The following is a 25,072-nucleotide window of genomic DNA, read 5'->3' as shown; positions in this document are numbered from 1 at the left end:
GATACCTCTGGGGTTCACCTGCATGCTGTCAACAGCTTGGTTTGTAATATTGAAAAATCTTAAGCGGTAATACTACTTTCGGCTATCTGTGACGGCTCAGCGTCCCCGTTCATATCTGTCACCGGCTGCCGAGCAGCCTGGAGGATGTCGGCAATGACCGCCCCCAAGTCGCTGCTCGTGCCCAAGGGCGACAGTAGTCTGAGTGACAGCTTGGGCAAGTGCTCGGCAATTTGCTCCGTGCGATGGGTGATGGCGTCAGTAATGCTGCCGGGAAACAGGAAAAACGGCGCGATCGCAATTCGTCGATGTCCCTGTTGCATCAGGTGATAAATCTGTGTTTCCAGGTCGGGAGCCACCGTCCAAAATGCGACATCGGTATTGAGTCCTCGGCCTAATTGCTGAAGCTTGCGATTGCCCGCTGGGCGGCGGCTGCCATGGGCGAGCAAAAGACAGCGATCAGCCTCTGTGTGGGCGATGCGGGCAGCCACATGCTGCTTAAATTGCGGACGGCTGCCCAAATAAGACAAACATTTGAGCTGTAAACCAGAGCGGAGTTGCTGTTGGGCATAGCTGATTTCCGCTGGTAGATCTTCTTTGACGTGAATGCCCGCGAGCAGAAACAGCGGCATGATCACCAGTTGTTGAATGTCTAACTGCGACAGTCGACGAGAAAATTGAACGATTTGCTCCGCCAAGGACTGTTCAGCCGCTTCTAACGTCGCAGTACCCACAATGGGGGATTCGGCATACAGGCTGGCGGCTGGGGGCCGCGATCGCCAGTCACCAGATTCGCTACTAAAGGTCATTGGCGCACCACGATGCCAGCCGCCCAAATGCTGGCGCACCCCCTGAGCCAGCCGGGTCAAGCTCGCCTGATGACGAGGATCAGAGCTACCGTGAGAGACTAAAAGATAGGCCGTGCGCATGGGGATCACCCTTCAATTCACATCATTACTAATGGCAGTTAGCCGATGGCTGGCGGATTACACTGCCTCCGGCGAGGAACGTCGCATCGCTTGCGTTCAATCACGGGCCTGAACCGAGCCTTGGCGCTGGTGCTCTTCCCACCTTCTCAATGCCCATGGGAAAGTTAAAGAATCTGGGTGCCCGCCGCTGGAACATGTCTCTCTGCCGGTGCGATCAATTTCCCTGCCTACCTGGGAACAAAGGAAAGACAGCAACAATGCCGCCTCTAGACTGATGTGGCAGCACCCTGACGGGCAACATTACAGTAGTCGTTAACAGTAGTCGTTAGTTGCTCAACATTATAGAAGGTCGATTTCAGCGAATGTAGCAACTGCATCAGTTAGTCGGGGATTTCGCGATCGCGTGATGACATTTCTGAGGTTGATGGCTCGGCGCGAACTCACTCTGTTGGGCTACCGTGCCGCCGGACAGCCACTAATTCCCCCCCCGAAGTCCGAATTTCCTGTCGACTGAGATGGCAAGCTAGCGATGACACTCGCAAAAAGTGTCTAGCGATTGAGGTGACATGGGGCGTAACCCACTACGGTAAACATAGTTCACAAGTTACCGAAATAGAAACGTGTCTCTTGAAACGGCGATCGCCAAACAATTGTCTATGTCTACAGTCAGCCTGAATCCCTCGCCTGCTAGCCAGCAGACGCATACGCTATCGCAGTGCTCTCCTTGGCTGACACCCATCGCCTATTTTCTCGGTGAAAAATTTGTCCTTCCCGGCTACTTTCGCCACGTTGCTATCGTAGGGCAGGAACACTTACCGGATCAGGGACCAGTAATTCTTGCGCCCACCCATCGCGCCCGCTGGGACTCTATTGTGATTCCTTACGCTGCCGGGCGTTCCGTCACCGGACGCGACTTACACTTTATGGTCACCGCCGATGAGGTGAAAGGTTTGCAGGGCTGGTTTATTCGCCGGTTAGGCGGCTTTGCCGTCAATGTACGATCGCCCAGCATCGCTAGTCTGCGCCACGGGATTGAGTTGTTGCAGCATGACCAAATGATGGTCATCTATCCCGAAGGGGGCATTTTCCGCGATCGCCAGATCCATCGTCTCAAGCCCGGTCTCGCTCGCATGGCCCTGCAAGCCGAAGCCCAAACTCACGAATTGGGCGTCAAAATTATTCCCGTCAGCTTGCACTACGATCCGGCGGTGCCGCGCTGGCGGTGCTCTGTAGAAGTAGCCTTTGGCCCCCCGTTATCCGTTGCCACCTATCTGCCGACCCAAGAAAACCGGGCCTTGACCGCAGAAGAGGTTAAATCCAGTGCTCGCCATCTGATCGAAGACCTAGGGCAGACCCTGACCGATTTATCGACGACGCAGCAACAACGCCTTGAAGCTAGCCGCTAATACTTTGTCAGCCAGCCGGCACAACTGCGCCAATGCTGGTTGCCGCCCCTCAGCTTTTCAGAAAGAGGGGAGCGATCGCGAGCAAGCTTGAATTTCTGGACATCTCGGAAAAGAAAACCACTCAAACTAGGTTAGCCACAAACAGTGCCGTCCAACCCAGGGGCGATGCACTCCGGTGGTTAGGGAGCTGCGGCTAAATAACGCCCCTAGGCCAGTCCGGTGGCGACGGCGCTCGACTCTCGAAGCTGGCAGGGTGAGCGCAGTCGCCACGCGATTTACCGGTATCTTATGGTCAGGCGAGTCCCATCGGGATTGCCCTATCCACGCTGGAAACTGGACAGCTGACGGCATGAGTTCGGCGAACCGTCAGACATGACTCATCCCAATGAGTCATGTCGTAACGTCCAACGAGAACAGCAGGGTTTGCAGACTTGATTGACTAGACCGGCTTCAATTCCAGTCAGTTCCCTCATTGCTAGACAGACAGTGAGACGTCACAGCAGCAAGAATCTATTATCGATGTTTATCAATGAGGACTGAATTATAAATTGGCTTGAGTCAATAAACCTCTAGACGAAGGCCCCTGAGAGCCTTTACACTAGCTATTGCATAGACTTATTTCAATCTAATCGGCGCTGCCATAGATGCGCCTTACTCCTTGACATTCGCTTTGTCCAAGCTGATTTCAGCTAGGGCAGGGAGTCTTATTCTCTGAAATAGATTGCCATAGGTTTAGCTAATTACCCGCTGACATCACATCGAGACCGTCCATGATTACCGAAACGAGTTGGCTAATTCCGGTATATCCCCTAATTGGGACGCTGCTAACGATTCCTTGGTCACCCGCTTTCATCCGTCGTACTGGCCCCCGTCCGGCTGGTTACGTCAACATTCTGATGACGTTTTTGTCCTTTACCCATAGTGTTTGGGCCTTTTTTGCGCTGTGGGGCAAGTCTAACGACCAATTTTTCTTTGTGCCCTGGTTGAATGTCGCCGACTTTAACCTCATCATTCCGCTGGAGGTCTCGGCCATCACGATTGGGGCTTGTATCCTCATTACTGGGTTAAATCTGCTGGCGCAAATTTATGCCGTTGGTTATCTGGAAATGGACTGGGGCTGGGGCCGCTTCTTTGCCTTCATGGCCTTTTTTGAAGCGGGCATGTGCGCCTTGGTATTGTGCAACTCTCTATTCTTTGCCTACGTTCTACTCGAAGTTTTAACGCTGGGCACTTACCTGCTAGTGGGCTTTTGGTACAACCAGTCGCTGGTGGTGACGGGGGCGCGCGATGCTTTTTTGACGAAGCGGGTTGGCGACTTGATTCTGTTGATGGGGGTCCTCGCGATTTACCCATTGGCCCATACCTGGGACTTTCGAGAACTGGCGGTCTGGGCGCAAACGGCTGAAGTTGATCCCAAGGTTATGGCGCTGCTGGGCATTGCCTTAATTGCTGGCCCGATGAGTAAGTGTGCGCAGTTTCCACTGCATTTGTGGTTAGACGAAGCGATGGAGGGTCCGCTGCCGAGCACGATTTTGCGGAATGCGGTGGTGGTCGCAACGGGGGCTTGGATTCTCTTCAAACTGTCTCCGGTGTTGGTGCTGTCGCCTCTGGTCTTGGCGGTGACGGCGGCGATCGGCTCCATTACGGCTGTGGGCGGAGCGTTGATTGCGGTTGCCCAGATCGACCTCAAGCGAGTGCTGTCCTATTTGTCGAGCACTTATATGGGGTTGGTGTTTATTGCCGTGGGTGCTCAGCAGCCAGAAGCCGCATTGTTGTTGGTGCTGACCTATGCGCTCGCGATGGCAGTGCTGGTGATGGGCGCGGGCTCGATTATTTTGGGCGTCATTACCCAGGATGTCACTCAGATGGGGGGACTGTGGGGGCGGCGTCCCGTGACTGGATTCGCCTTTTTGGTCGGGGCGTTTGGCCTCGTCGCTTTGCCACCGCTGGGCGGTTTTTGGTCCATGTTGAAGCTGGTGACCGGGCTATGGGAGAGTCAGCAGCTTCTGCTGGTGGCGATCGCCCTCACCGTTAACTGGATTGTGGCGTTTGGCCTCGCCCGGACATTTGGCCTGATTTTTGCGGGGCCAGTCAACCAGATGACCATTCGCTCGCCGGAGCCAATTTGGTTAATGGTGGTGCCCATGATGATTACCGTCGGTTTTACTCTGCACTTCCCGTTAATTCTCAGCACCTTGGGGCTGCTACCCGACTGGGCCATGCTGAACAAAGACATGGGGGTCGCGTTAATTTGGTCGAGCCTTTTAGGCTTTGCCGTGGGGGCGGTGCTATTTGTTGGCCGCCGGGTGGAATCCCCTGAAAAGTTGGTGCCCGCGCCGTTGCAAAATCTGCTCGCCTTCGACTTTTATACGCCGCGTCTCTATCGTTCTAGCGTGGTGTTGGGGGTTGACCTATTATCCCGACTCACGGATTGGCTCGATCGCTACCTGGTCGATGGTTTTGTCAACTTCGTTGGGTTGGCGTCAGTCTTTAGCGGGGAGGCGCTGAAATACAACAACAGTGGTCGTCTACAGTTCTACGCGCTGACGATCACCTTTTGTGTGGCAGTCATCAGCATCATTATGAGCTGGCAGTATTTACCGGGCATTTTCACGGCAGTTTTTGCTACGCCCTAGACCGGGGTTCGCTGTTCTGAGCGGACTTGATGCATTCCGAAGTTTCTCCTGTTTTGCGCACGTTTACTGACCTAAAACCATGCTGAGTGTTTTAATCTGGCTTCCCATTATCGGCGCGTTGCCCATTGCGCTATTGCCGCAAGTCACGGGCAAGCAAGCGCGATCGCTGGCCCTGACGATTACCGGCATCAGCGTTCTCTGGACGATCTGGCTATTTACGCAATTTGATCTGAACACCCCTGGCTTTCAGTTTCGAGAGTTCTTTCCCTGGCTGCCGTTGTTGGGGCTGAACTATGAGCTGGGCTTGGATGGCCTGTCGCTGCTGATGGTAGCGCTGAATTCCCTCATCACTTGGATGGCGCTTTGGAGTTGTGCCGCTGAGATTGAGCGACCCAAGCTGTTTTACGCCCTCATGTTGTTCGTCAGTGGCGGGGTAGCCGGAGCCTTTTTGGCCCAAAACTTGCTGCTCTTTTTCCTGCTGTACGAAATCGAGTTGGTGCCCCTCTATTTATTAGTGGCAATTTGGGGCGGCGAAAAGCGCAACTATGCGGCCACGAAGTTTTTGCTTTACACAGCGGTTTCTGGGGCCTTGATGCTAGCGGCCTTTTTGGCGACGGTGTGGCTCACTGAGCACACGGACTTTGCCTACACACCCGCTTTGGGCGACACACTACCGCTGGCTGGTCAGATCATCTTGCTGGTGATGTTGCTCGTTGCGTTCGGCATCAAGATTCCCTTAGTGCCGTTTCACACCTGGTTACCTGATACCTATGTGGCCGCTTCCACGCCGGTCGCGATGATTTTGGGGGGGGTGCTTGCCAAGTTGGGCACTTATGGTTTGTTCCGCTTTGGGTTAGGCATGTTTCCCGATGCGTGGTCGGTGCTGGCTCCCTACCTAGCGGTGTGGGCTGCTGTCAGTGTGTTGTACGGCGCAATTACCGCGATCGCTCAAAAAGACATCAAACGCATGGTGGCCTACAGCTCCATCGGTCATATGGGCTACGTGTTGCTTGGCGGCGCAGCCATGACTGACCTGGCATTGACCGGAGCGGTGAGCCAAATGGTTTCCCACGGCTTGATTCTGGCGATTCTCTTTCACCTGGTTGGGGTGGTGGAAGCCAAAGTGGGCACCCGCGAGCTGGATGTGCTGAATGGCTTGATGAATCCGATTCGGGGTTTGCCGATGACCAGCGCCCTGTTGGTGTTGGGGGGCATGGCCAGTGCTGGCATTCCGGGGCTCGTGGGTTTCGTTACCGAGTTCCTCGTGTTTCAGGGCAGCTACGCCAGCTATCCCTTGCAAACCTTGCTCTGTGTCATTGGTACAGGTCTGACGGCGGTGTACTTCGTCATCCTGCTGAACCGCACCTGCTTCGGCAAGCTGGATAACGACATTGCCTACTTCCCCAAGGTGACTTTTATTGAGCGCTTTCCGGCCTGGATCTTGGCTTCGCTGATCCTATTTTTGGGATTGCAGCCGAACTGGCTCGTGCGCTGGAGCGAATCGACCGCCGCTACTTTAGTGGCGACCCTGCCCACAACTACGCCCGAGTTGCAGACGCCAGCGCTGCCATTGGTGGCGGAGTTGCCCCGTGCGCCCCAAGTGTTGGATTAGCCGCAAGAAGAGCTGATGGGGACTTGGCGAGGTGGGCTTACAGCAAATCCGCGATGCCCTCTGGCACTAGCAGAATAGATTGCTCTTTGAGATCCTGGGGCGATCGCCAATAGGCTTCAAACTGGCGTTTGCCCTCAGTCACAGTTAAGCTCGCGCGCTCATAAAGGCTCTCATCCACAAAGCGACCGCTGTACACAAACACGATTTCGTGCCCCGGTGCTCCTTCGTAGACGTAGATCGATTCCATGATGCCCAGCAACTCGACATCGGTAATCTCCGCCCCGAGCTCCTCGCGAATTTCGCGCACCACAGCATCACGACTGTGTTCGCCAAATTCGATGCCGCCCCCCAGCGGTCGCCCAAACCGGATGCCCCTGACCGGATCGACGCCCTCGTGCAGCAGCAGGCGATCGCCCTCGCGGAGGATGCAAATCGCCAATGCTCGAATGCGTGACTTTTTACCCATAACGCTTCCCGAAATATGACCGTTCCCATCATCGCGAACAACGGCCCGAATGGCGATCCGCCCACATTCCATCAGGGCAAGGCCTTCTGTGAATCACGCTATTGATTTATCCAGAACGTGACAACCAAAATGCCTCGCCCCGACGACGCCCTCCCCCCGTCCACCTGACTACCCAACAACAACTATGACCACCACCCTCACTCAAAAACCTGGCATCATTCCCCCATCGAATCATCCCCATGCGGATGTGATTCATCGGCTGGAGGCAGGCGGCTCGATGCTGCCCGACACGCCGGAAAACCTGATGCAAATTATCGGTATCTATAAGGCGTACGCCGTGCCGATGGACTTTTACTGGCGTGATTTGCTCTACATTGCCGAGCGGGTGTTCCTTGATCCGCTCCCGGCGTTCAAATACTTCTTGCCCCAGGAATACCTGGATCTGCACAACCACTATGCCGGCGACACTGCCGATTTGCGCATCTGGCGCGGTGAAGCCACCGCCCACCCGGAACTGCTGGAATTCATGGAGAAGGGTGAGGTCAAGCGCAAGCTGCCCAAGCTGTTTCATCACCTCTGGCACGATCGCGTCAACATGGAATTTGCCGAAGCCTGCATGAAGGCGATGTTGTGGCATCAGGACATGGGCGGGCGCTACAACGATTTTCTATACACCGACGAATACAAAGCGAACTGCGATCGCGCCATCAAAGCTTATTTCAAGCGCAACCCGCTAATGTTGGGGCTACATAAGCTGTTCCCCGAAATGTTCTACGAAAAATGTCGGGAACTGTCTTACTACTCAAATCTGGGTTTGTTTTGGGAAGTGATGGCCCCAGTCTTTTTTGAGATGAGCGACATCTATGACGAAGGTGGCTTTGCCGGTGTCCCCGCCGCCATGGACTTTTTGGTGAATGGCATCTTTGCGGTGGCGGGTCGGCCCATTTATCACCACGTCTATGTTGGTGACGAATGCTTCGAGCTGATTCCCAAATCCAAGGGCTTTACCTGGTTGTACGAAGCGGCGTTGCCCTATGTGGAATCAGTCTTTTACCGCACGGCACCATTCCGGGGTACCAAGTCTTACAACGCCCAGGCGGGGCAAGTTCCGGCAGATCAAAACGATTTCCATTACGGTATTTTGTATGCGGATGTCTTCCCCGTGGGCAGTGCGGGCATTCCTCCCACGCTGCTGATGCAAGACATGCTGCACTTCTTGCCTCCTTATCTGTTGGACTATTACCAGGACTATTGTCGAGGCGAAGACGACATATTGATTCAGTTGGGCATTACCTTCCAGCGATCGATGTACAACGTGACTTCGGCAGTGATTCAAGCCCTGCGGACGGCGCTCTTGTACCCGCTGGATGACCCAAATCCTCGTCATCGTCAGGCCAATCGCGAGTTTTTTGAGGCGCAGATGGATCGCTTTCTGCGGCCCGAAGCCCGATTGCGCGACATCCAAAGTTCAGACTATCGCTAGCAGCGGCGGGGATATCACTAGCGCCAAAACCTGGCTGGGTGCCGTTTACTTTTGCATCTGTTTCACCACGGTTTGAGGAAGTAGCGATGAGACGCTTATTAGATCGTTTGGATCCCTGCTTTGCGGCCAGCGCGATCGCGATCGCGGGGCTGACAGTCATGTCCCAAGTGCCCTATCCGCTCATCCCCGTCAATCTGCCCGACATCCACGTCGCCTGGCTCGAAGGCCCCGCTATCGAGTTGGATTAGGCGCGATTCGGCCCTTCTTGCCAGGGAGCGATCGCCATGCCTTTAGCCAAAAGGGCGAAGTCCGTTTGTTTATGTTCACTGTTTCTCTATTCATGCAGGAGTCACTCTGATGCCTACCATCGTTGATATTGCAGTCAATACCGAAGGATTTTCGACTCTAGTCGCCGCTGTACAAGCCGCTGGCCTCGTCGAAACCTTACAAAGCGCCGGGCCTTTCACCGTGTTTGCGCCCAATGACGCCGCCTTTGCCAAGCTGCCCCCAGGCACCGTGCAGACCCTCGTGCAAAACCCCCCGCAGCTGGCGCGCATCCTGACCTTCCACGTGGCCGCTGGCAAGCACACCAAGGATGAGTTGATCCAAATGGGGCAAATTGATTCTGTCGAAGGCGCGCCGATTCCCATTGACGGCACCGAAGGGTTTGAGGTAAAGAACGCCACTGTGCTGGCGGCTGACATCGAAGCCGACAACGGTATCATTCATGTCCTCGACAACGTGATTTTGATGGGATGATTTGTCCATCTTGTGGTGAGAAAAGTCTTTTGGCTCATCTGTCAATGGCAACCATAAAAAGTTTAAGGCTTCTAAACTTGCCAAATCCGAACATTTTTGGTGAAATAACACATAGACAAGGCTATATCCCTGGCCGAAGTGTCATAGAAAAGCGTAAATACTCTTTTGGGTGTGATTGCTTGAAAACGCGCTAAAGACTGGGATTTGGCTGAAGTCGTTATCTCCTTAAAAACTCCTGTATCTCCGTGGGTAGGGCACCGTCCTACCCACTTTTTGTTGTGGGGGGCGCGGAGCTGGGAGCGATCGCCCACAGCGACGGATCTAAATGATGACCCATCGGCGCTTCTATCCCGTCGGCTTCATCGTTGACGAGGACTGTGCTGATAATAGAAATCAGAACTCAATCGCTGCGCGACTATCGCCAGCGCAAGGAGAGGCGACCGTGGACGGAATTCGGGAATTGGTGGTGGATAATCCCCTAGTGGCTTTCACCACGTTGTTGCTGGTGAGCCTCACCTTGCCGCCGTTGTTCGAGCGCATCCGGTTGCCGGGGCTCGTCGGCTTATTGTTGGCGGGGGTGCTGCTGGGGCCGAGTGTCCTGGGCTTGCTCGACCCGGCCGGTGACATTGAGAAACTGTTTGCCGATATTGGCAAGGTCTATCTCATGTTCGTCGCGGCCCTGGAAATTGATCTCAAGGAATTTAATCGCAACCGCGATCGCGCCATGACCTTTGGCTTCCTCACCTTTGCCATCCCAATGATGGGGGGCATTTTGTTGGGGCGCTGGACGGGATTTGGCTGGGTAGCGGCGGTGCTCATCGGCTCACTGATGGCGTCTCACACCCTGCTGGCCTATCCCATCGTTATGCGGTTGGGGGTCACCCGTGATGAGTCCGTCACCGTCACCGTCGGCGCAACAATTTTCACTGATATTGCGGCATTGCTGGTGCTGGCGGTGTGTGTCTCTCTCCAAGGAGGCAACTTTTCGCCATTTTCACTGACTTTACAACTGGTGGGATTAGCCGTTTATGCGGCTGCCGTGCTGTTTGGCCTGAACTGGGTCGGTCGGCTCTATTTTCGCCGCACCGGCAGTGAACAGGGCAACCAATTTTTGTTCGTCTTGCTAGCGGTGTTTTTGGTCGCGGTGGGAGCGCAGGTGATCAATGTCGACAAGATCGTAGGGGCGTTTCTCGCTGGCTTGGCGGTGAACGGCGTCTTAGGTGATGGTCCGGTAAAAGAAAAGGTGGAATTTTTTGGCAGCGTCCTCTTCATTCCCTTCTTTTTTGTCTGCATGGGACTGCTGCTCGATGTGCCGGTGTTTATTGAAGCGCTCACCGATCACCTGGGGTTAACTGTCGGCATTGTGCTGACGCTGATCTTGACCAAGTTTTTGGCCGCCGCGATCGCGGGCCTGTGGTTTGGCTATAGCCGCCTGCAAATCTTGACCATGTGGTCACTGTCGTTGCCGCAGGTGGCCGCGACTTTGGCGGCGGCGTTAGTGGGGTTACAGGTGGGGCTGATCACGGCTCCGGTGTTCAACGCGGTGATTGTGCTGATGTTGGTCACGTCCCTAGTCGGTTCGACCACAACTAGCCGCTTTGCCAGTCAATTGCCTCTCCCTGTCGGGCCTTTAGTCGCGGCAGACACCACTTGGGATGACTGGCTCGAAACTGAGGGGAAACCGGAGACACCGTTTGTGGTTGTGGTGCCCCTGGCTAATCCTTTAACCCAGCGTTATTTGATTGAAATGGCGGCGTTTATCGCCCAATATGAAAAAGGCTATGTGGTGCCCCTGGCGATCGCCCCCGCCCATGCCCACATGGATGACCCAAAATTGTTGGCGGTGCTAAATCATCACCAGCAGCTTCTGCAAACGGCCCAAGCCATTAGTGAGGCCGTCGGCACCGAAGCCCGTCCGCAACTTCGCATTGACGATGATCTGGCGGATGGCATCAGCCGCACCGCCCGCGAACACCATGCGCAACTGGTGGTGATGGGACGTAGTCAAACCGAGGGGTTACGGGCGCGTCTCCTGGGTAGCGTCATCGACAATGTGTTTTGGGCCTCCCACTGTCCGGTGGCGGTGACCCGCTTAAAAAAAGCTCCCATTGACCTGAAACGGATCTTGATTCCCGTCAAGATTATGACGCCGCAAACCATCCGCACGATCCGCTTTGGACAAATTTTTGCAGCCACCCATGAGGCCACCATTACCTTGCTGCACGTCAGCGATCGCACCCATTCCGCTCAAGATATTCAACTCTTTAAAGGCCAACTGCGCACGATCATGGCCGAAGGTCCCCAGGTGGAACACGCGATCAAATGTGTCCGCCATGATGACCCCGCAGCCGTCATTTTGACTGCCGCTCGCCATGTGGATCTGGTGATTTTGCGATCGATGCGGCGACGCACGGCGGCGGGGTTAGCAGTCAGCGATGTCACCCATCGAGTCATCGATGACCTCACCTGTTCTGTGGTTCTGTTTGGTGAACCGCATTCGTAACCGCCTCAGCGACCCTGCTGGCGGCGCGGAGTCGCAGCCATCCCCCCAGCGACTCCACTCAGGACCAAGCCATCCCCATGCCTAGTGCCATCTATACGGTCCATGCAAAATTGTTCAGCGCCACTAGCCGACTTTCCCCGTTGGGGTGACCGCCAACCCTTTAAGATGAAGGGATAAGCGACTTTATCAACCGATATTCCTGCTGCTTTTATAGAACCCCTGATTATGACTTTGGATGCCCCCGCCATTCTGCAAGTGCTACGCCCCGTGCAAGACCCCGAACTCCAAAAGAGTCTGGTCGAGCTCAACATGATCCGCAATGTGGCCGTCAATGACGGTGACGTGAGTTTCACTCTGGTGCTGACCACGCCCGCCTGCCCCCTGCGCGAGTTCATCGTCGAAGATTGCGAAAAGGCGGTGCGGACGCTGCCGGGTGTCAAGTCGGTGAATGTGGAAGTCACGGCCGAGACCCCGCAGCAAAAATCTCTACCCGATCGCCAGGGCATTGAGGGCGTCAAAAATATCATCGCCGTTTCCAGCGGCAAGGGCGGCGTGGGCAAAAGCACCGTCGCAGTCAATCTGGCGGTGGCGCTGGCTCAGGTCGGGGCCAAAGTCGGCCTGATCGACGCCGATATTTATGGCCCCAATGCGCCCACCATGCTGGGCTTAGAAAGCGCCAATGTGACCGTGCAACAAGGCGCGCAAGGGGAAGTGCTCGAACCCGCCTTTAACCACGGCGTCAAAATGGTATCGATGGGCTTTTTGATCGATCGCGACCAGCCGGTGATCTGGCGTGGCCCCATGTTGAACGGTGTCATTCGCCAGTTTCTTTACCAGGTCACCTGGGGCGAACTGGATTATCTGGTGGTGGATCTGCCCCCAGGCACCGGCGATGCCCAACTCACCCTAGCTCAAGCCGTTCCGATGGCGGGCGCGGTGATTGTCACCACACCGCAAAAAGTTGCCCTGTCCGATGCGCGGCGCGGTCTAAAGATGTTCCAACAGCTTAAAGTGCCTGTGATCGGCATTGTGGAGAACATGAGCTACTTTATCCCGCCCGATATGCCCGACAAGCAGTACGACATCTTTGGTTCCGGCGGCGGCGCAAAAGCGGCAGCGGAACTGGGTGTGCCGCTGATTGGCTGTGTGCCGCTAGAGATGGACGTGCGCGAGGGGGGCGATCGCGGTATCCCCATTGTGGTGCAGCACCCAGAAAGTGCTTCTGCCAAGGCCTTAGTGGAGATTGCCAAATCCGTCGCAGGCAAAGTCTCCGTCGCGGCGTTGGCGTCCTAACGGGCCGACCATTGAGGATGTTTCAACCGCATTGAGATGCAGCGGTGGAGTTGCCATATTGGGGCAAACCTCACCGCCTGGGTGAAAGCGGTTACATTTCAGACGCGAGCAACTCAGCCGGGGCGGCCCCAAACAGGCGATCGGTAAATTTGACATACCAGGCCGCCGCTTGCACCTGAATAATGTAGGCCATGGCGATAATAATGGCGATTTCCGACCCCGCTTCATTGCCAAAGGCGGTCATCGCGATCGCTAAGGCGATGGACAAATTACGCATGACGGTGCCGTACACTAGCGCGATCGCATCCCCCCGGTTAAACGCCAGTTTGCCCACCACGGTGCTCAACACAAAGTTGAAGGTGTAGAGCATCGCCAAGGGCACGAGGAACGACAGCAACATCATCGGGTTCGACAAAATATCCTTGGCCTTCAGCGCCATGGCGACAAACACGATGCCCAACACGCCCAGCGTGGAGAACGCCGGAAACTTTTGCTTGAGGTTTTTGTTGTACTTGGCCTGACCGACCTGCGCGATCAGCACCACTCGCGTCAGCACACCCAAAATCAACGGCAAGAAGACGATCACCACAATTTGCTTAAAGACTTCCGCCATGGGAATTTCGACCACCGTGCCCATGAGCCACTTGGCGTAAAACGGCGTAGCCAGCGACCCCAAAATTAGGCCAACCACCGTCATTTTGACAGCGGCGCTGATGTTGCCCTTGGCAAACCCCGTCCACGAAATGGTCATGCCGCTAGTGGGCAAGAGCGACGCCAACAGCAAGCCCAACGCGACTAAGGGGCGATCGCCAAAAAAGACCTGCGCCAATCCAAACGCGACAAACGGCACCACCGCAAAGTTAATGAACTGCGTGACCAGCTGCACTTTGGTATCGCCGCCAGAAAACACCTGCTGCACCTGGAGGTTAATCATCATCGGATACACCATTAAAAAGGTGAGGGGAATGATGGTGGCCTTCAGAAACGCCGGGTTGGCGATCGCCCCAAAAATCAACCCGGCCACCATAAATATCGGAATTGACCAGACCAGATTCTTCTTAAGCCAGGCAATGACAGTCCACATACACTTTCTTCCTTGCGTGCAAATTTCATCAAGATGACCAATTGTTTGTTTGACTGAGCTACTAGCATCCCCGGGACAACCCCAGGAGGCCGTTAAAGCCAGCGTCGCCTGCCGGGCCACCGCTCAGGGTTGAGCCTTGCGCTTTACCGACAGAAAACCTAATTGAGACCATTGACAAACATTCATGTAGCCATATTATGAATACATAACTGATTAGTTGTAAAGCTTTAGAATGAAGTTCCTGTTGATGCCTGGTTGCTGCGTGTTTGTTGGCTAAGCCAGCGGCCTCGTCCAGGGACACCGTTAGAAAATTTCAATCGTTTTCAGAAAGAGGTGGATTTCATGGCACATGTGGTGGTTGTCGGAGCCGGTTTAGGGGGTTTGTCAACGGCGTATGAGCTGCAACATCTGTTGTCTAAGGACGAGCACGAGGTCACGCTGATCTCTGATAAGGCTCAGTTCACGTTTACCCCAGGCTTGATTGCGGTCATGTTTGGCCATAAATCCATGTCAGATGTGCAATTAGATTTGGATGCCATCGTCCCGTCAAAAGGTATTCGACTCGTTCACGGGAAGGCTACCCACTTGGACCCGCACCAGCAGACCATTACCGCTGGCGATCAGACCCTCGATTACGACTACTTGGTGATTGCCACGGGGCCGCAATTGGCCACTGACCGCGTGCCAGGTTTGGGGCCAGAAACGGGCTACACCCACTCGGTGTGTAATCCTCACCACGTTGTAGAGGCCAAGGCGGCTTGGGAGGAACTCTTGGCAAATCCGGGACCGATCGTGGTGGGTGCAGCTCCGGGTGCAGGTTGCTTTGGGCCGCTGTATGAGTTTGCCCTGACCGTCGATCATGAGCTGCGAAAGCGGCACTTGCGAGATCGCGTGCCGATTACCCTCGTTACGCCAGAACCTTACATCGGCCATTTAGGGGTGCGCGATGTCCATAACGCCCATAAGGTGATCTCGAAGTTGTTGGCCGAAAAGGATATTCAGTTTGTTGATAATGCCGCGATCGCGCGGGTAGAGCCAGAAACGATGATTTTGGCCGATGGTCAACGCTTGCCGTTCAAGTTTTCCATGGTGCTGCCGGCGTTTTATGGCGCTCAGTTTTTGCGCGACGTGCCCGGCTTGACCAATGACAAAGGCTTTGTGCCCATGCTGCCCACCCAACAGCATCCCGACTTTGCCAATATCTACTCACTGGGGGTCGCGTCACACTTAGCCCAGCCTGACGTGACCTCAGTGCCCATTGGTTTACCCAAAAGTGGCGAAATGGCCGAAGGCATGGGCATGGCGGTGGCGCATAACATTGCCCGCGACTTGGGGGTTATCAAGTCGGCCCCGGTGAAAGCGACTCTGGGCGCGGTTTGCTTTGCCGAATTTGGCAACGATGGCCTGGTGTTTATGGCGAATCCGGTGCTGCCGGATCCTGCGACGGGGCGGTACGATCGCTCCTTTACCCTGCGGGGACGATGGGTGCCCTGGGCCAAGCAGGCGTTTGAAATTTATTACCTGGCCAAAATGCGCTTTGGTGCTGCCGTCCCGTGGTTTGAATGGCTGGGGCTCAAAACCTTGTTTGGCATCTCGCTCATTAAAAAGACAGTGCCCAATCAACCCACTGATCCCCCCCAAGAAACCCCAGTCTTATCACAATAATTACCTGCTGGCCTGAGACTCGCTAATCGCTGCTCGTCTCCGGTCGTTGATCATTATCAGGAGAACTCAATGTTGCAACGTTTTTGTCTGTGGAGCGTCACCCTATTGTTGATTGCCGGTGGCTGGCTGACTTCAGGGTCGGCGGCGATCGCTGCCCCCCTCCCCGCCGATTTGGGCCGCGCCGTGCAAGCAATTGAAAACCTCGACGCCATGCGATCAGGCCTTGCCTCCACCCTGGAAGGCAGTGACGCGATGCCGACTGGGGAAACCTTTAAGCAGGTCTGCAAACCTGTGGGGATGCGAGCCAAGCAGCTGAGCCAAGAAAACGGCTGGCAAGTAAAGCAAATTGCCACGAAGTACCGTAATCCCGCCCACGCGCCCGATAATGACCAGGCGCGGACGGCGTTAAACCGTTTTGAAGCCAATCCTGATGTGATGGGCTTTTGGGATCGAGAAACGATTGACGGCCAATCCGGCCTGCGCTACTACCGTCGCATTAATGTCGAAGCCAGTTGCCTCGCTTGCCACGGCGCGAAGGGCGATCGCCCCGACTTTGTGAAAGCGAAATATCCCGACGACAAAGCCTTTGATTTCAACGTGGGCGACCTGCGGGGCATGTATGCCGTGTTTGTGCCCGATGAGGTCAAAGCCGCGATTGAAACCGCTGTGCAATAAATTTAGAGAGAATTTTGATGTTGTTATCCCCATTGCGGCCATCCCGACGGCATGGCCAACGACTCATGGCGATCGCCCTCATCCTGCTGCTGAGCTTGACGCTGTTTGCTCAGGCCGCCCACGCCGCCATCCGCACCATTGAAGAAGGGCCAGGGCAAGTGCTCTATCAAACCCGCATCACCCTGCGCGATGAAGCCAATCAACGCTGGCAAGCGATCGCCTTCAAACGTCACAAAGCCGACGATTCCGAGATTCTGGGCCTGCGGTTGGTGGGCTTTCCCGGTGCGGCGGACATCGATCGCACCCAACCGCTGCGGCTAGTGGACTCCCTCGGTCACGTGTTCACGGCGGCGGACACCTCCGCCAAAATCTTCACCGATGAAGCCGCCCCCGAGCCCTACATCGGGCAATACGACCTGGGAGCTGTCCTCGCGGACATTCAGCCTGCCATTCCGTTGGAACTCCAGATTCCAGTGATTGATGGCGAGCCCATCCTACTTCTGATTCCCCCCCCAGCCTTGCAAGAGTGGCAGCAACTTCCTGGCTTTGGCACCGAGGCTTAACTGGGCGACGCATGCAGTAAGGGATCGGCGGGAAAATAACATCCCGGTAACGGCAGTGCTTGGGTGGCTGGGTGGCTGGGTGGCTGGGTCAGTTCCGTGTCTGGAGTAGGGGACTTGCGCGCAAAAAAGATCCCCATGAACCGAGTTTCGACTCCGCTCAACTCTCGACACTGGTAGGTTGAGCGAAGTCGAAACCGGATTGAACGGGTACTTTATTTAGTTGCAGATCCCTAGGTACTTTCATTACCCGCGCATCCCTAAAGGCTGAATGGCCGGATGGTCAAACACGACAGCGAGTTGACGATCGCAACGGTGCGATCCATCGGCGCTCTCATGAGCCGTTAGGGAATTTCTTGGATTTGCGCCGACAGACCAGCCTGTTGCAAGCGGTTCAGCATCGCTTGCGCTTCTTCTCTGGTGGGATAAGCGCCAGCCTGCATGTACACCTGTCCGTTCAACCGGAGACGAAAGGCATCCGGCACCTGCGATCGCACTACAGCTTGCGCCGCATCATCCGCCGCTGCTACCAACACTTTATAGTTCAGCCCCAGCGAAGTCGCCAAAGACGGGGGCGGGGGTGGCCCATCGGTCGGTAGACCAGCGGCAGCTCCGGCGGTAAATACCTCGGGCAGACTGCTGCCACCAGACCCCAAGGGAATATCCCGGTTGGGCACAGCCAGGCGATCGCTATTCGGAATCGGGGCAGCTGGGGTCGCCGTGGCATTGGGCACCGCTGGTACGGCTGGCAAATGCTCGCCGGTTTCCAGGGCATAGGCTAAGTTTTGGGAGAGGCCGCCGCGCGGGGATGACGAGTTGAGCGGTTTTAGCGATGTCTCCGGTGGCGGAATCACCGCAATTTCAATCACTTCTGCTGTCGCCGAGCCAATGGCCGAGGCGGCGGTGGGAGCGATCGCCGTTGGCGTCTCGTCACCTGACAAGGCTAGGGGTGCAAAGACTTCAGCCTCATCTGACTCAGCCTCATCTGACTCAGCCTCATCTGACTCAGCCTGGGTAGACTCAGTCTCGTCTAACTCAGTCGTGGCGGCGGGTAATACCGAAATTGCAGCCTCAGGTTCAAACTCGGTCGACAACGTTTCGGCGGCCTCCCGAAGCGGTAGCAAATCTACATTGCCCAGGGCCACGGTCGCCGCGATCGCGGGCACCCAGCTAATCTCCACGGCATTCAGCGCGTCTGTGGTGGCGCTAATTTCCTGGCCGAGGCGATCGCCCAAGGCCACCCCTGAGAGGGTGTCAAAATTACTGGCGGGCACGGGCACGGCGGCAATTTCCGGTGCAGTCTCAACCGTCGCTGCTTCTACTGCGGCGGCCTCCTCAGTCGGCAACGGTTCAGGCGTAGTGGCTAACGGCTGGGGTTGACTCTCAGCGGGTGGGGCGGCTGGGGCGGCAGTCGGCAGGGACGCTGTCGGGGGTATTGCGGCAGGTTGTGCAGCCGGCACCGGAGCTTCAACCGACGGCGGGGCGGGCATGGTAGCTGCAGCGGGGTTGGGGGCGATCGCTCCAGTCGGCGGTGCCGTCATTGTTCGGGCCGTCGCCGCCGTTGTTGCCCTGGTGGGAGGGGGCGGTTGAGTGGCCCCGGGCAACCTTTCGTTGGTCACCGTTGTCCAAGCGGCATAGTCCACGATACTGTTGCGGCGGTTGCGAGCAATTTGGTTACCTTGCAGTCTGGGGCTGGCATCGGCATGCATGATCAGCCCGTCCAGATTGCCAAAAATGCGGTTATTGATAATTGAGGGCGCGGACTCCGGGGCGACCATGATCCCAATGCCCGTATTTTCAAACACGTTCGCTTCTACCTGGGCAGTCGATGGCCCCGCAATGACCAGTCCCGTCTTACCGTTGCCAGCAAAATAATTGCCGCGAATCACCGGCGCTCCCGTCCCAACCACATAGACGCCAGTCGCGCCATTTTGCACAAAAGCGTTTTCCAACACGATCGGACTGCCTGATTCCACCCACAGCCCCGTGCCTTCCGGATGTGAATTAGAGACCGACACGTTCGCCAATCCCGCGTTATCAGCGCCTAAAATGGCGACATTCTGCATCCCTGCGGTGCGGCTGTAGTAAGTGCCGCCCCCGGCGATCGCTACCTCTGCCGCATTCGGCCCCGCCATCCCTTGAATGGTGACGCCCGGCTGCATCTGGAGGGGGAACGTTTCACCACTGGCTGCGCTATAAGTGCCCCGCGCCAGCAAAATCAGCGTATTGGCCTCCGCTAGCGCTAAGGCATGGGTGATGGTGCGGAAAGGGCGCAACTGGCTACCATCGCCGATGGCATCATCCCCCGCCGCCGCATTCACATGCAAAATGCTGTAACCCGCTGGCTCGTTGGGCACTTGGGCGATCGCCCCCACTTCTTCTGCCGGAACTGACATCAGGCCATCGGCGTTTTCTAGCGCGATCGCTGCCCCGGCTGCCAGCCAGCCGCCCCAGGCCACCAAGCCACTGACACACACCATCGGCACTATCTGTTGAATACGAGCCATCGAACTCCCCCCAATAAATCCTGGGAATGCGTCATTGTAATAACGCAAAGATCAGGAGGCAATTCACTGTGTTCACCAAACTTAACCCAAATGTAGTGCCCTGACTGGAGCACCGCCACCAAATCAAGCGGGAGTCTCGACAAAATCCATGACTTTAATCAGTTTTTCTGAGGCCAACCAGGTCATCCCTATGCTCATAATATTGATAAGTGTGGGTTGGGCTACCAATGGCCATCAATATCGTGAGCCCAATCAACAATCGTCGGAAACCCGCAGTATGCGTTGATTGAACTTTCAAAGTTCAGTGTCTAGAATGACAAAATCCTGACGAGGGCCGGTCTCAAGAGAACGATAAGGGAGTACGGGAAATAGTTTGGCCAGTAAATCTCTCAAACGCTTTGAACTGGTGTTAAAAAGTTTGCACAAGTTACCTGGGATCCAGTTGTTTCGCTCTAAGCCAGTCGTGCTCGTCGTTCAAACAGCGCTGAAATGGCAGCGAGACGATTGTCTGGAAATGGGGGCAGCCCTGTCCTATTACGCATTATTCTCGCTATTTCCGACGGTGCTCATCGTCTTGAGTATTGCGGGTGCCTTTATTGGCCCTGAAAGCGGCGCTGCCGAGCAAGTGCTGCTGTTTGCGCGCAGTAGCTTGCCACCAGAGGCCTATTCTCTCGTTGACAACACCCTGAGCCAACTCAATCGCAACAGCCTAGAAGCGGGCATTATCAGTATTCTGATTTTGTTTTTCACCGCTAGCGGCGTCTTTGGGGCGCTGACGCGATCGATGAACAAAATTTGGCAAGTTGATCTAGAAAAAAAACATCAAACTGGAGTCAAATCAGCGGCGAAAAACTTTATGCGAAATCGTTTCCTCGCTTTCATGCTGGTTCTCAGCACTTCCGCACTGATTTTCATGTCTCTGGTTTCCAAAATTGTGATCGAGGTCATTATTGAAGTTGTTCAAAACTTAGAAAATGCCGTCGGCATTTTCCAGATTGATGATTTATTAGTGCTGAAGGCATTGCAAACAGGCACATCTTACTTGGGTATTTCAGCCATCATTATGCTTTTGTTTCGGGTGTTGCCGAACACGCGGATTTGCTGGGGAGACGTTTTTTTTGGCAGCCTCGCGACGTCAGGGTTATTTATGCTGCTACAGCATGTGGCGAGCAACAGTATCATTCGTTTTGGCGAACAATTTCTGGCGTACGGAGCGGTCGGCAGCGTCATGATTCTGCTGCTGTGGATCTTTTTGAGTTGCCAGGTCTTTTTTCTCGGCTGTGAATTGACCTACGTTTACACCTACTTGTTTGGTAGCCGCAGTGGCATTTTTTCAAATTCACCGCACTTTAGGCCGACGCCAGAAAAATAGTCACTCAACAGTTCCCTTCCCGTCTGCAATGGCTACAATCCAGGGGCGGCGAACGCCTCTAGAGTTGAGTACGGTTGCTCGTCTCCGGAACTACTCGTCTCCGGAACTATAGGAAAGTTCGCAAATATGCGGTCATTGAAAGCCTCAATCTTGGGAATTGAAAGCTTCTCTGATGGCCCGGACACCGGCTCTCCATCGTTCGCCAAATCAAGGGCCTGTCGGGCATTGTCGAGCGATCGCTCACACTAGCTTGCGCGATGAATGTCAGCTAACCAACGTTACCGCTTGATCCGACTAGAATTGACTTGGGCTAAACTGTGAGGAAATGCTGGGGCTTGGTTGCCGAGCCGCCGAGTCTTGTCAGTTGAGATAAAAACAGTAGGGTATTCACCGATAATCCAGTATGACTACACAAACAGCGCAACAAGAGAAAGGCATTTTGATGTCTGAAAATGCTTTAACCCATGTCAAGCTGCTCCAAGCGCAGCAGGGCGGCCAAACGCTGTGCCTGCGTGTGGGGGTGCGACAGGGAGGATGTTCTGGAATGTCGTACATGATGGATTTCGAAGATCCTTCCAACATCAATAGTGAGCACGACGAAGTCTACGATTACGATGGCTTCCAGGTGGTGTGCGATCGCAAGAGCCTCCTCTATCTGTATGGCCTCATGCTGGATTACAGCAACGCGCTGATTGGTGGTGGCTTCCAGTTCACCAACCCCAATGCGGCGCAGACCTGTGGCTGTGGTAAGTCATTTGGTACTTAGATCGGCCCTCGTCCCTTCATCATCAGTTACGCTTCATGTACAGCAGGTTCAGCTTCCTTCGGGGCTGAACCTGCTGTACGCTTTATGACGGTGATTTTGGATCAGTGAAACCATGACCGACAGTGCGGAAGTACTCTTTGAGCAAGGCATTGAACAATACAAAGCGGGCGCGAGTGCGAGTGAGTTAATTCCGGTTTTTAAGGGAGTGTGCGATCGCGCCCCCAAGAGCAGTCCCGCCCTCACCTGTTTAGCGTGGCTTTACCTCTTGGAAGACAAACCCAATTCAGCCCTGAAAACCGCCCAAAAGGCAGTCAAGTTGTCGCCTCAGGATCCGCAGGGGCGAGTCAACCTGGCCTTAGCCCTGTTAGAGACGGGTAAAAAAGGCGTTCGCGATCATATTGATGAAGCGGTCCAAGTCATGGCGCTGTCGGCTGAGCTGAAAGAGGAAGTGCAGCAAAATCTTGAAGAAGGATTAAGCCGTAAGCCGGATTGGAAGAATCTCCAAAGAGTTCAAAAGTGGTTGTTTGAAAGTTAACCATTCCAACTGCTTAGAGGCGATCGCCAGCCAATTTTGCCAGCGATTTTGAGGAGCATTCCGTAAACAAACTTGACGACTTATGTTGCAGGAATGTTACGCCTTTGGTCATCCTATCCAGCTCATTTAGAGCAAATAACTCAACCATGCCAATACTTTGCAAATTGCGGGGAACAGCCATAGAAACCAACAGGGATCAGCACGATTAGACAAATAACTTAACGGCATCCTCAGGAACTGAATGATAAGGTTTACTCAATGAACCGATAAGGTTTACTTGAGTTTTATTCAGTCACGTTAAATTACGGAGCAGGATCCAAATGATTGCACGCACTGTGAAAGTTAAGCCAGAAACTCGTAACCATAAGGGCTTTTTTGTTCAAGAGACGGCTTATGAACTGGTGGGAATTGAGCAGTCCGGTTGGGCTTTGATCTGTGTTGACGAAGCAAGTTGCCACTACGTTGATCCAGATGATTTGCGCGGTGGCGATGGTGAGCCAACGGAGATTATTTAGCCAGCATTCGCGACCTGTGAGCAAAATTTGACGCGATCGCGCGGCCATCGGTAATCCCTGCAGAACAGTCTTGCGACTAGTGTCGTCACTCTGGACATGAGCAATGGGTTCTCACCTCAAAGATGGCCGCTTTTTTGTGCCTTTAGCGATTTCCAAAAATCTCCTGGCCTCCTCCCCAGGGTTATTTATCTCAGTTGCGGTTGATGGCAATGACTTTTCCCAAACCGCTGTAAATTGAAAGGGCAAACGGAGATCCCGACTTGATTGGAGACGACCGCGTCCATGCTGGCTTACATTCTTGCCATCACCGTCGCCATTGGCAGCTTTAGTTTTTACATGGCGGCTTTTTTCGTGCCGGAAATGCACCGCCGCCAAGATTTTTTCTGGAGTGGGCTCGGCTTGTTTTATGCAGTCGTGCTGTGGTTTTGTGCGGGACGACTCACCGGGGCTGTGCTGCTGGGACAGTTGGTGAGTGTGGTGCTGTTAGGGGGGCTGGGCTGGCATACCTTGGCGTTGCGTCGCGACCTCACCCCCGAACTCGTGCAAACCCCGGTAACTTGGGACGATATTCAAAAGCTCGCGCAAGATTTGCAGCGGCTCGTTCGCCAATATGGTCGGTTGGACGATATTGCTAACTTTGGGCGCGCTACGTGGGGAGCGATCACGCAAATTGTGACTAATTGGCGCGATCGCGCGGCGGCGATACCAGCCGCTGACACCCCCGCTGAAGTGCCCCCACTCAAGCGATCGCCCGCTTACGAGTTTGAAACGGCTCCGGGGGACGGACAGGCAGTGCCGACAGAGTTTGCCACGGTGGCGAGCCGACAGCGACCAACCCAGCAGCCAGTAGCCAGTCCGGAATCATCGGCAGCCAAAGAGTTGGCAGAGGATGCCGAGACTGCGATCGCCGAGACCACTACCGCTCCGTCGGACGATGCCGAGGCTGCCACACCCCGCATTGAGCCTGCCGCGCCCGGAGAAACTGCCGCACCCCGTGATGTGACCGACGAAACCACCACGGCTTCGCCATCAGCTGCTCCCAGTGCCGCCCCAGAATCACCCACCACGCCGCCTCGTCAGACAGCCGCAGCAGCCGTGCCACCGCGTCCCGCTCCATCGCCGCAGTTCAGCGACCAACGGAGCCCAGAGCTGGCGCGCCAGACCAATCCGGTCACTGGCATCATGAATTGGGTGGGGAACCTCATAGGAGCGGGGCGAAAACCAAAGCCTGAGCGGGGCGTGATTGAAATTCCGCCCCGCCCACCGTCCATCCCTAAAGATCCAAACGCCACCCGGCCAAAGTCGGAGACATCCACTCCGGCTTCCCGCCCGTCCCGTTCAACCAAATCGCCACGGGCGGTGATCGATATTCCGCCCCGTCCACCGTCTATCCCGCGATCGCCTGCAGCGTCATCAGAGGTGCCCGCGCCTGATTCGGCTCTCTCTGATCAGTCCACCGATGAGGCTGACACCAATTGGGTGGATGTTGGCGATGTGAGCCCAGCCGTGACCGATCGGCCAACTAAGCCACCAGCTTCTGACACTGACCCCGATGTCACTGAGCCCATGCCTGCCGCCGCCGTCGACGCAGCGAACTGGCCCGAGGACGAAACCAACTGGTCTGTCACCAAGGACGAAACGACGACCCGCCGCGACGACTTGCCATCGACGCCCGGCCCGACTGCCGCACGGAATGATGACACTAATTGGCCGGATGACGAGGATACGAACTGGCCTGCTTAGTCGGTTCGGCGTAGATGATTTTCACATTGTGCCCCTGACCCGAGCCCCCTCGGGAGAGAGGCGCTATTAAGTACTCATAAGTCATGAAACTACTGCCACACCAGCTTTCCCTCATCCCCCGCTCCGGGTGTGGGAGAAGGGGACTGTTGGTGTCGCCTGCCCAAGGGGCTTGGGGGTGAGGGCCAAGATTTGTGTAGTAGCCTGAGGGGCGAGAGACTTTTGCCCGGCCATGTCTAAACTATGGCAGACCGATTGATTCCGGGGTAGTCCTAAAGCTGTAAGGATGCATTGTAGAGGTGGATGAAATACCAGATTGCGCCAATGTGATTTTCGAGCTTTTTTGAAAAGGATATAGCGTTTCCCCGCTGGATGAGGTACTAATTTAGAGCTGAAACTCAAGCGTGAAAAGGACTTCAGGACTTGAACTGTACCTCACAGACTCAGGAACCGCTGTAAGGTCTTGCGCACTAACCTGGAGACCCGTTGCCGCAGCGTGCAGTTGAACCGCTCAATATGATTAGTTTGACCACTGTCTTTACCAACTGCCCGATGTCGCTGGCTGGGCA

Annotated in this window: 21 protein-coding genes and 1 pseudogene; 17 read left to right on the top strand and 5 right to left on the bottom strand. The window is 55.2% G+C overall.

The window, feature by feature from the left end; all coding sequences use genetic code 11:
* Positions 1–59 precede the first annotated feature (59 nt).
* Positions 60–926: a sirohydrochlorin chelatase gene (locus tag JUK32_RS07955; RefSeq protein WP_204138320.1), complete on the bottom strand. Its 867-nt coding sequence runs from the start codon at positions 924–926 to the stop codon at positions 60–62.
* A gap of 656 nt (positions 927–1,582) precedes the next feature.
* On the opposite strand from JUK32_RS07955, the gene JUK32_RS07950 reads away from it, so the two are divergent.
* The 3 genes from JUK32_RS07950 (at position 1,583) to JUK32_RS07940 (ending at position 6,580) form a co-directional block, all read left to right on the top strand.
* On the top strand, positions 1,583–2,332 hold the full coding sequence (locus JUK32_RS07950) for a lysophospholipid acyltransferase family protein (RefSeq protein ID WP_204138327.1): 750 nt from the start codon (positions 1,583–1,585) through the stop codon (positions 2,330–2,332).
* 770 nt (positions 2,333–3,102) lie between these two features.
* On the top strand, positions 3,103–4,968 hold the full coding sequence (locus tag JUK32_RS07945) for an NAD(P)H-quinone oxidoreductase subunit F (RefSeq protein ID WP_204138319.1): 1,866 nt from the start codon (positions 3,103–3,105) through the stop codon (positions 4,966–4,968).
* A gap of 79 nt (positions 4,969–5,047) precedes the next feature.
* Complete coding sequence (locus tag JUK32_RS07940) at positions 5,048–6,580, top strand: NADH-quinone oxidoreductase subunit M (protein WP_204138318.1); 1,533 nt, start codon at positions 5,048–5,050, stop codon at positions 6,578–6,580.
* A 37-nt stretch (positions 6,581–6,617) separates the two neighbouring features.
* On the opposite strand, the gene JUK32_RS07935 is transcribed toward JUK32_RS07940, so the two are convergent.
* Positions 6,618–7,046 (bottom strand): NUDIX hydrolase, encoded by a 429-nt coding sequence (locus JUK32_RS07935; protein WP_204138317.1) that lies wholly within the window; start codon positions 7,044–7,046, stop codon positions 6,618–6,620.
* 184 nt (positions 7,047–7,230) lie between these two features.
* Here JUK32_RS07935 and JUK32_RS07930 point away from each other — a divergent pair, with 184 nt between their 5' ends.
* The 5 genes from JUK32_RS07930 (at position 7,231) to JUK32_RS07910 (ending at position 13,084) form a co-directional block, all read left to right on the top strand.
* On the top strand, positions 7,231–8,529 hold the full coding sequence (locus JUK32_RS07930; RefSeq protein WP_204138316.1) for a CO2 hydration protein: 1,299 nt from the start codon (positions 7,231–7,233) through the stop codon (positions 8,527–8,529).
* Positions 8,530–8,615: 86 nt separating this feature from the next.
* The gene (locus JUK32_RS07925; RefSeq protein WP_204138315.1) at positions 8,616–8,777 is read left to right on the top strand and encodes a hypothetical protein; all 162 of its coding nucleotides are present in this window, start codon (positions 8,616–8,618) and stop codon (positions 8,775–8,777) included.
* A 109-nt stretch (positions 8,778–8,886) separates the two neighbouring features.
* Positions 8,887–9,288 carry a fasciclin domain-containing protein gene (locus tag JUK32_RS07920; protein ID WP_204138314.1) on the top strand — a complete coding sequence of 134 codons (402 nt, stop codon included), beginning with the start codon at positions 8,887–8,889 and terminating at the stop codon, positions 9,286–9,288.
* Positions 9,289–9,730: 442 nt separating this feature from the next.
* A complete protein-coding gene (locus JUK32_RS07915) occupies positions 9,731–11,791 on the top strand; it encodes a cation:proton antiporter (protein WP_204138313.1) in 2,061 nt (686 codons plus the stop codon).
* A 225-nt stretch (positions 11,792–12,016) separates the two neighbouring features.
* Entirely contained in the window at positions 12,017–13,084 is a 1,068-nt protein-coding gene (locus JUK32_RS07910) for an Mrp/NBP35 family ATP-binding protein (RefSeq protein WP_204138312.1), read from the top strand.
* A gap of 91 nt (positions 13,085–13,175) precedes the next feature.
* Here the strand turns inward: JUK32_RS07910 and JUK32_RS07905 are convergent, their stop codons facing one another.
* Entirely contained in the window at positions 13,176–14,168 is a 993-nt protein-coding gene (locus tag JUK32_RS07905; RefSeq protein ID WP_204138311.1) for an arsenic resistance protein, read from the bottom strand.
* Positions 14,169–14,510: 342 nt separating this feature from the next.
* Between JUK32_RS07905 and JUK32_RS07900 the strand changes: the two genes are divergently transcribed.
* The 3 genes from JUK32_RS07900 to JUK32_RS07890 all read left to right on the top strand — a co-directional run bounded on the left by JUK32_RS07900 (position 14,511) and on the right by JUK32_RS07890 (position 17,071).
* The gene (locus JUK32_RS07900; protein ID WP_204138310.1) at positions 14,511–15,833 is read left to right on the top strand and encodes an NAD(P)/FAD-dependent oxidoreductase; all 1,323 of its coding nucleotides are present in this window, start codon (positions 14,511–14,513) and stop codon (positions 15,831–15,833) included.
* A 69-nt stretch (positions 15,834–15,902) separates the two neighbouring features.
* The gene (locus tag JUK32_RS07895) at positions 15,903–16,508 is read left to right on the top strand and encodes a DUF3365 domain-containing protein (RefSeq protein ID WP_204138309.1); all 606 of its coding nucleotides are present in this window, start codon (positions 15,903–15,905) and stop codon (positions 16,506–16,508) included.
* Between the two features lie 17 nt (positions 16,509–16,525).
* Complete coding sequence (locus JUK32_RS07890) at positions 16,526–17,071, top strand: DUF3122 domain-containing protein (protein WP_204138308.1); 546 nt, start codon at positions 16,526–16,528, stop codon at positions 17,069–17,071.
* A 341-nt stretch (positions 17,072–17,412) separates the two neighbouring features.
* Here JUK32_RS07890 and JUK32_RS07885 read toward each other — a convergent pair whose 3' ends face one another.
* Positions 17,413–19,575, bottom strand: coding sequence for a DUF1565 domain-containing protein (locus JUK32_RS07885; RefSeq protein WP_204138307.1), 2,163 nt, complete (start codon positions 19,573–19,575; stop codon positions 17,413–17,415).
* A 463-nt stretch (positions 19,576–20,038) separates the two neighbouring features.
* Here JUK32_RS07885 and JUK32_RS07880 point away from each other — a divergent pair, with 463 nt between their 5' ends.
* From JUK32_RS07880 to JUK32_RS07860, 6 genes are all read left to right on the top strand, one after another.
* A complete protein-coding gene (locus JUK32_RS07880; protein WP_309224512.1) occupies positions 20,039–20,947 on the top strand; it encodes a YihY/virulence factor BrkB family protein in 909 nt (302 codons plus the stop codon).
* A gap of 403 nt (positions 20,948–21,350) precedes the next feature.
* A complete protein-coding gene (locus JUK32_RS07875) occupies positions 21,351–21,713 on the top strand; it encodes an iron-sulfur cluster assembly accessory protein (protein ID WP_204138306.1) in 363 nt (120 codons plus the stop codon).
* Positions 21,714–21,825: 112 nt separating this feature from the next.
* Positions 21,826–22,248, top strand: coding sequence for a hypothetical protein (locus JUK32_RS07870; RefSeq protein ID WP_204138305.1), 423 nt, complete (start codon positions 21,826–21,828; stop codon positions 22,246–22,248).
* A gap of 320 nt (positions 22,249–22,568) precedes the next feature.
* Entirely contained in the window at positions 22,569–22,763 is a 195-nt protein-coding gene (locus tag JUK32_RS07865) for a hypothetical protein (protein WP_204138304.1), read from the top strand.
* Positions 22,764–22,866: 103 nt separating this feature from the next.
* Entirely contained in the window at positions 22,867–23,001 is a 135-nt protein-coding gene (locus JUK32_RS27990) for a hypothetical protein (RefSeq protein ID WP_255538188.1), read from the top strand.
* Between the two features lie 44 nt (positions 23,002–23,045).
* Positions 23,046–24,506, top strand: coding sequence for a Ycf66 family protein (locus tag JUK32_RS07860; protein WP_204138303.1), 1,461 nt, complete (start codon positions 23,046–23,048; stop codon positions 24,504–24,506).
* Positions 24,507–24,959: 453 nt separating this feature from the next.
* Here JUK32_RS07860 and JUK32_RS27445 read toward each other — a convergent pair.
* Positions 24,960–25,072: pseudogene (locus JUK32_RS27445) on the bottom strand (IS1 family transposase); the annotation flags it as partial.

Source organism: Halomicronema sp. CCY15110 (genome assembly GCF_016888165.1).
Lineage (GTDB): Bacteria > Cyanobacteriota > Cyanobacteriia > Phormidesmidales > Phormidesmidaceae > Halomicronema.
This window is presented reverse-complemented; position numbering and strand designations above follow the sequence as displayed.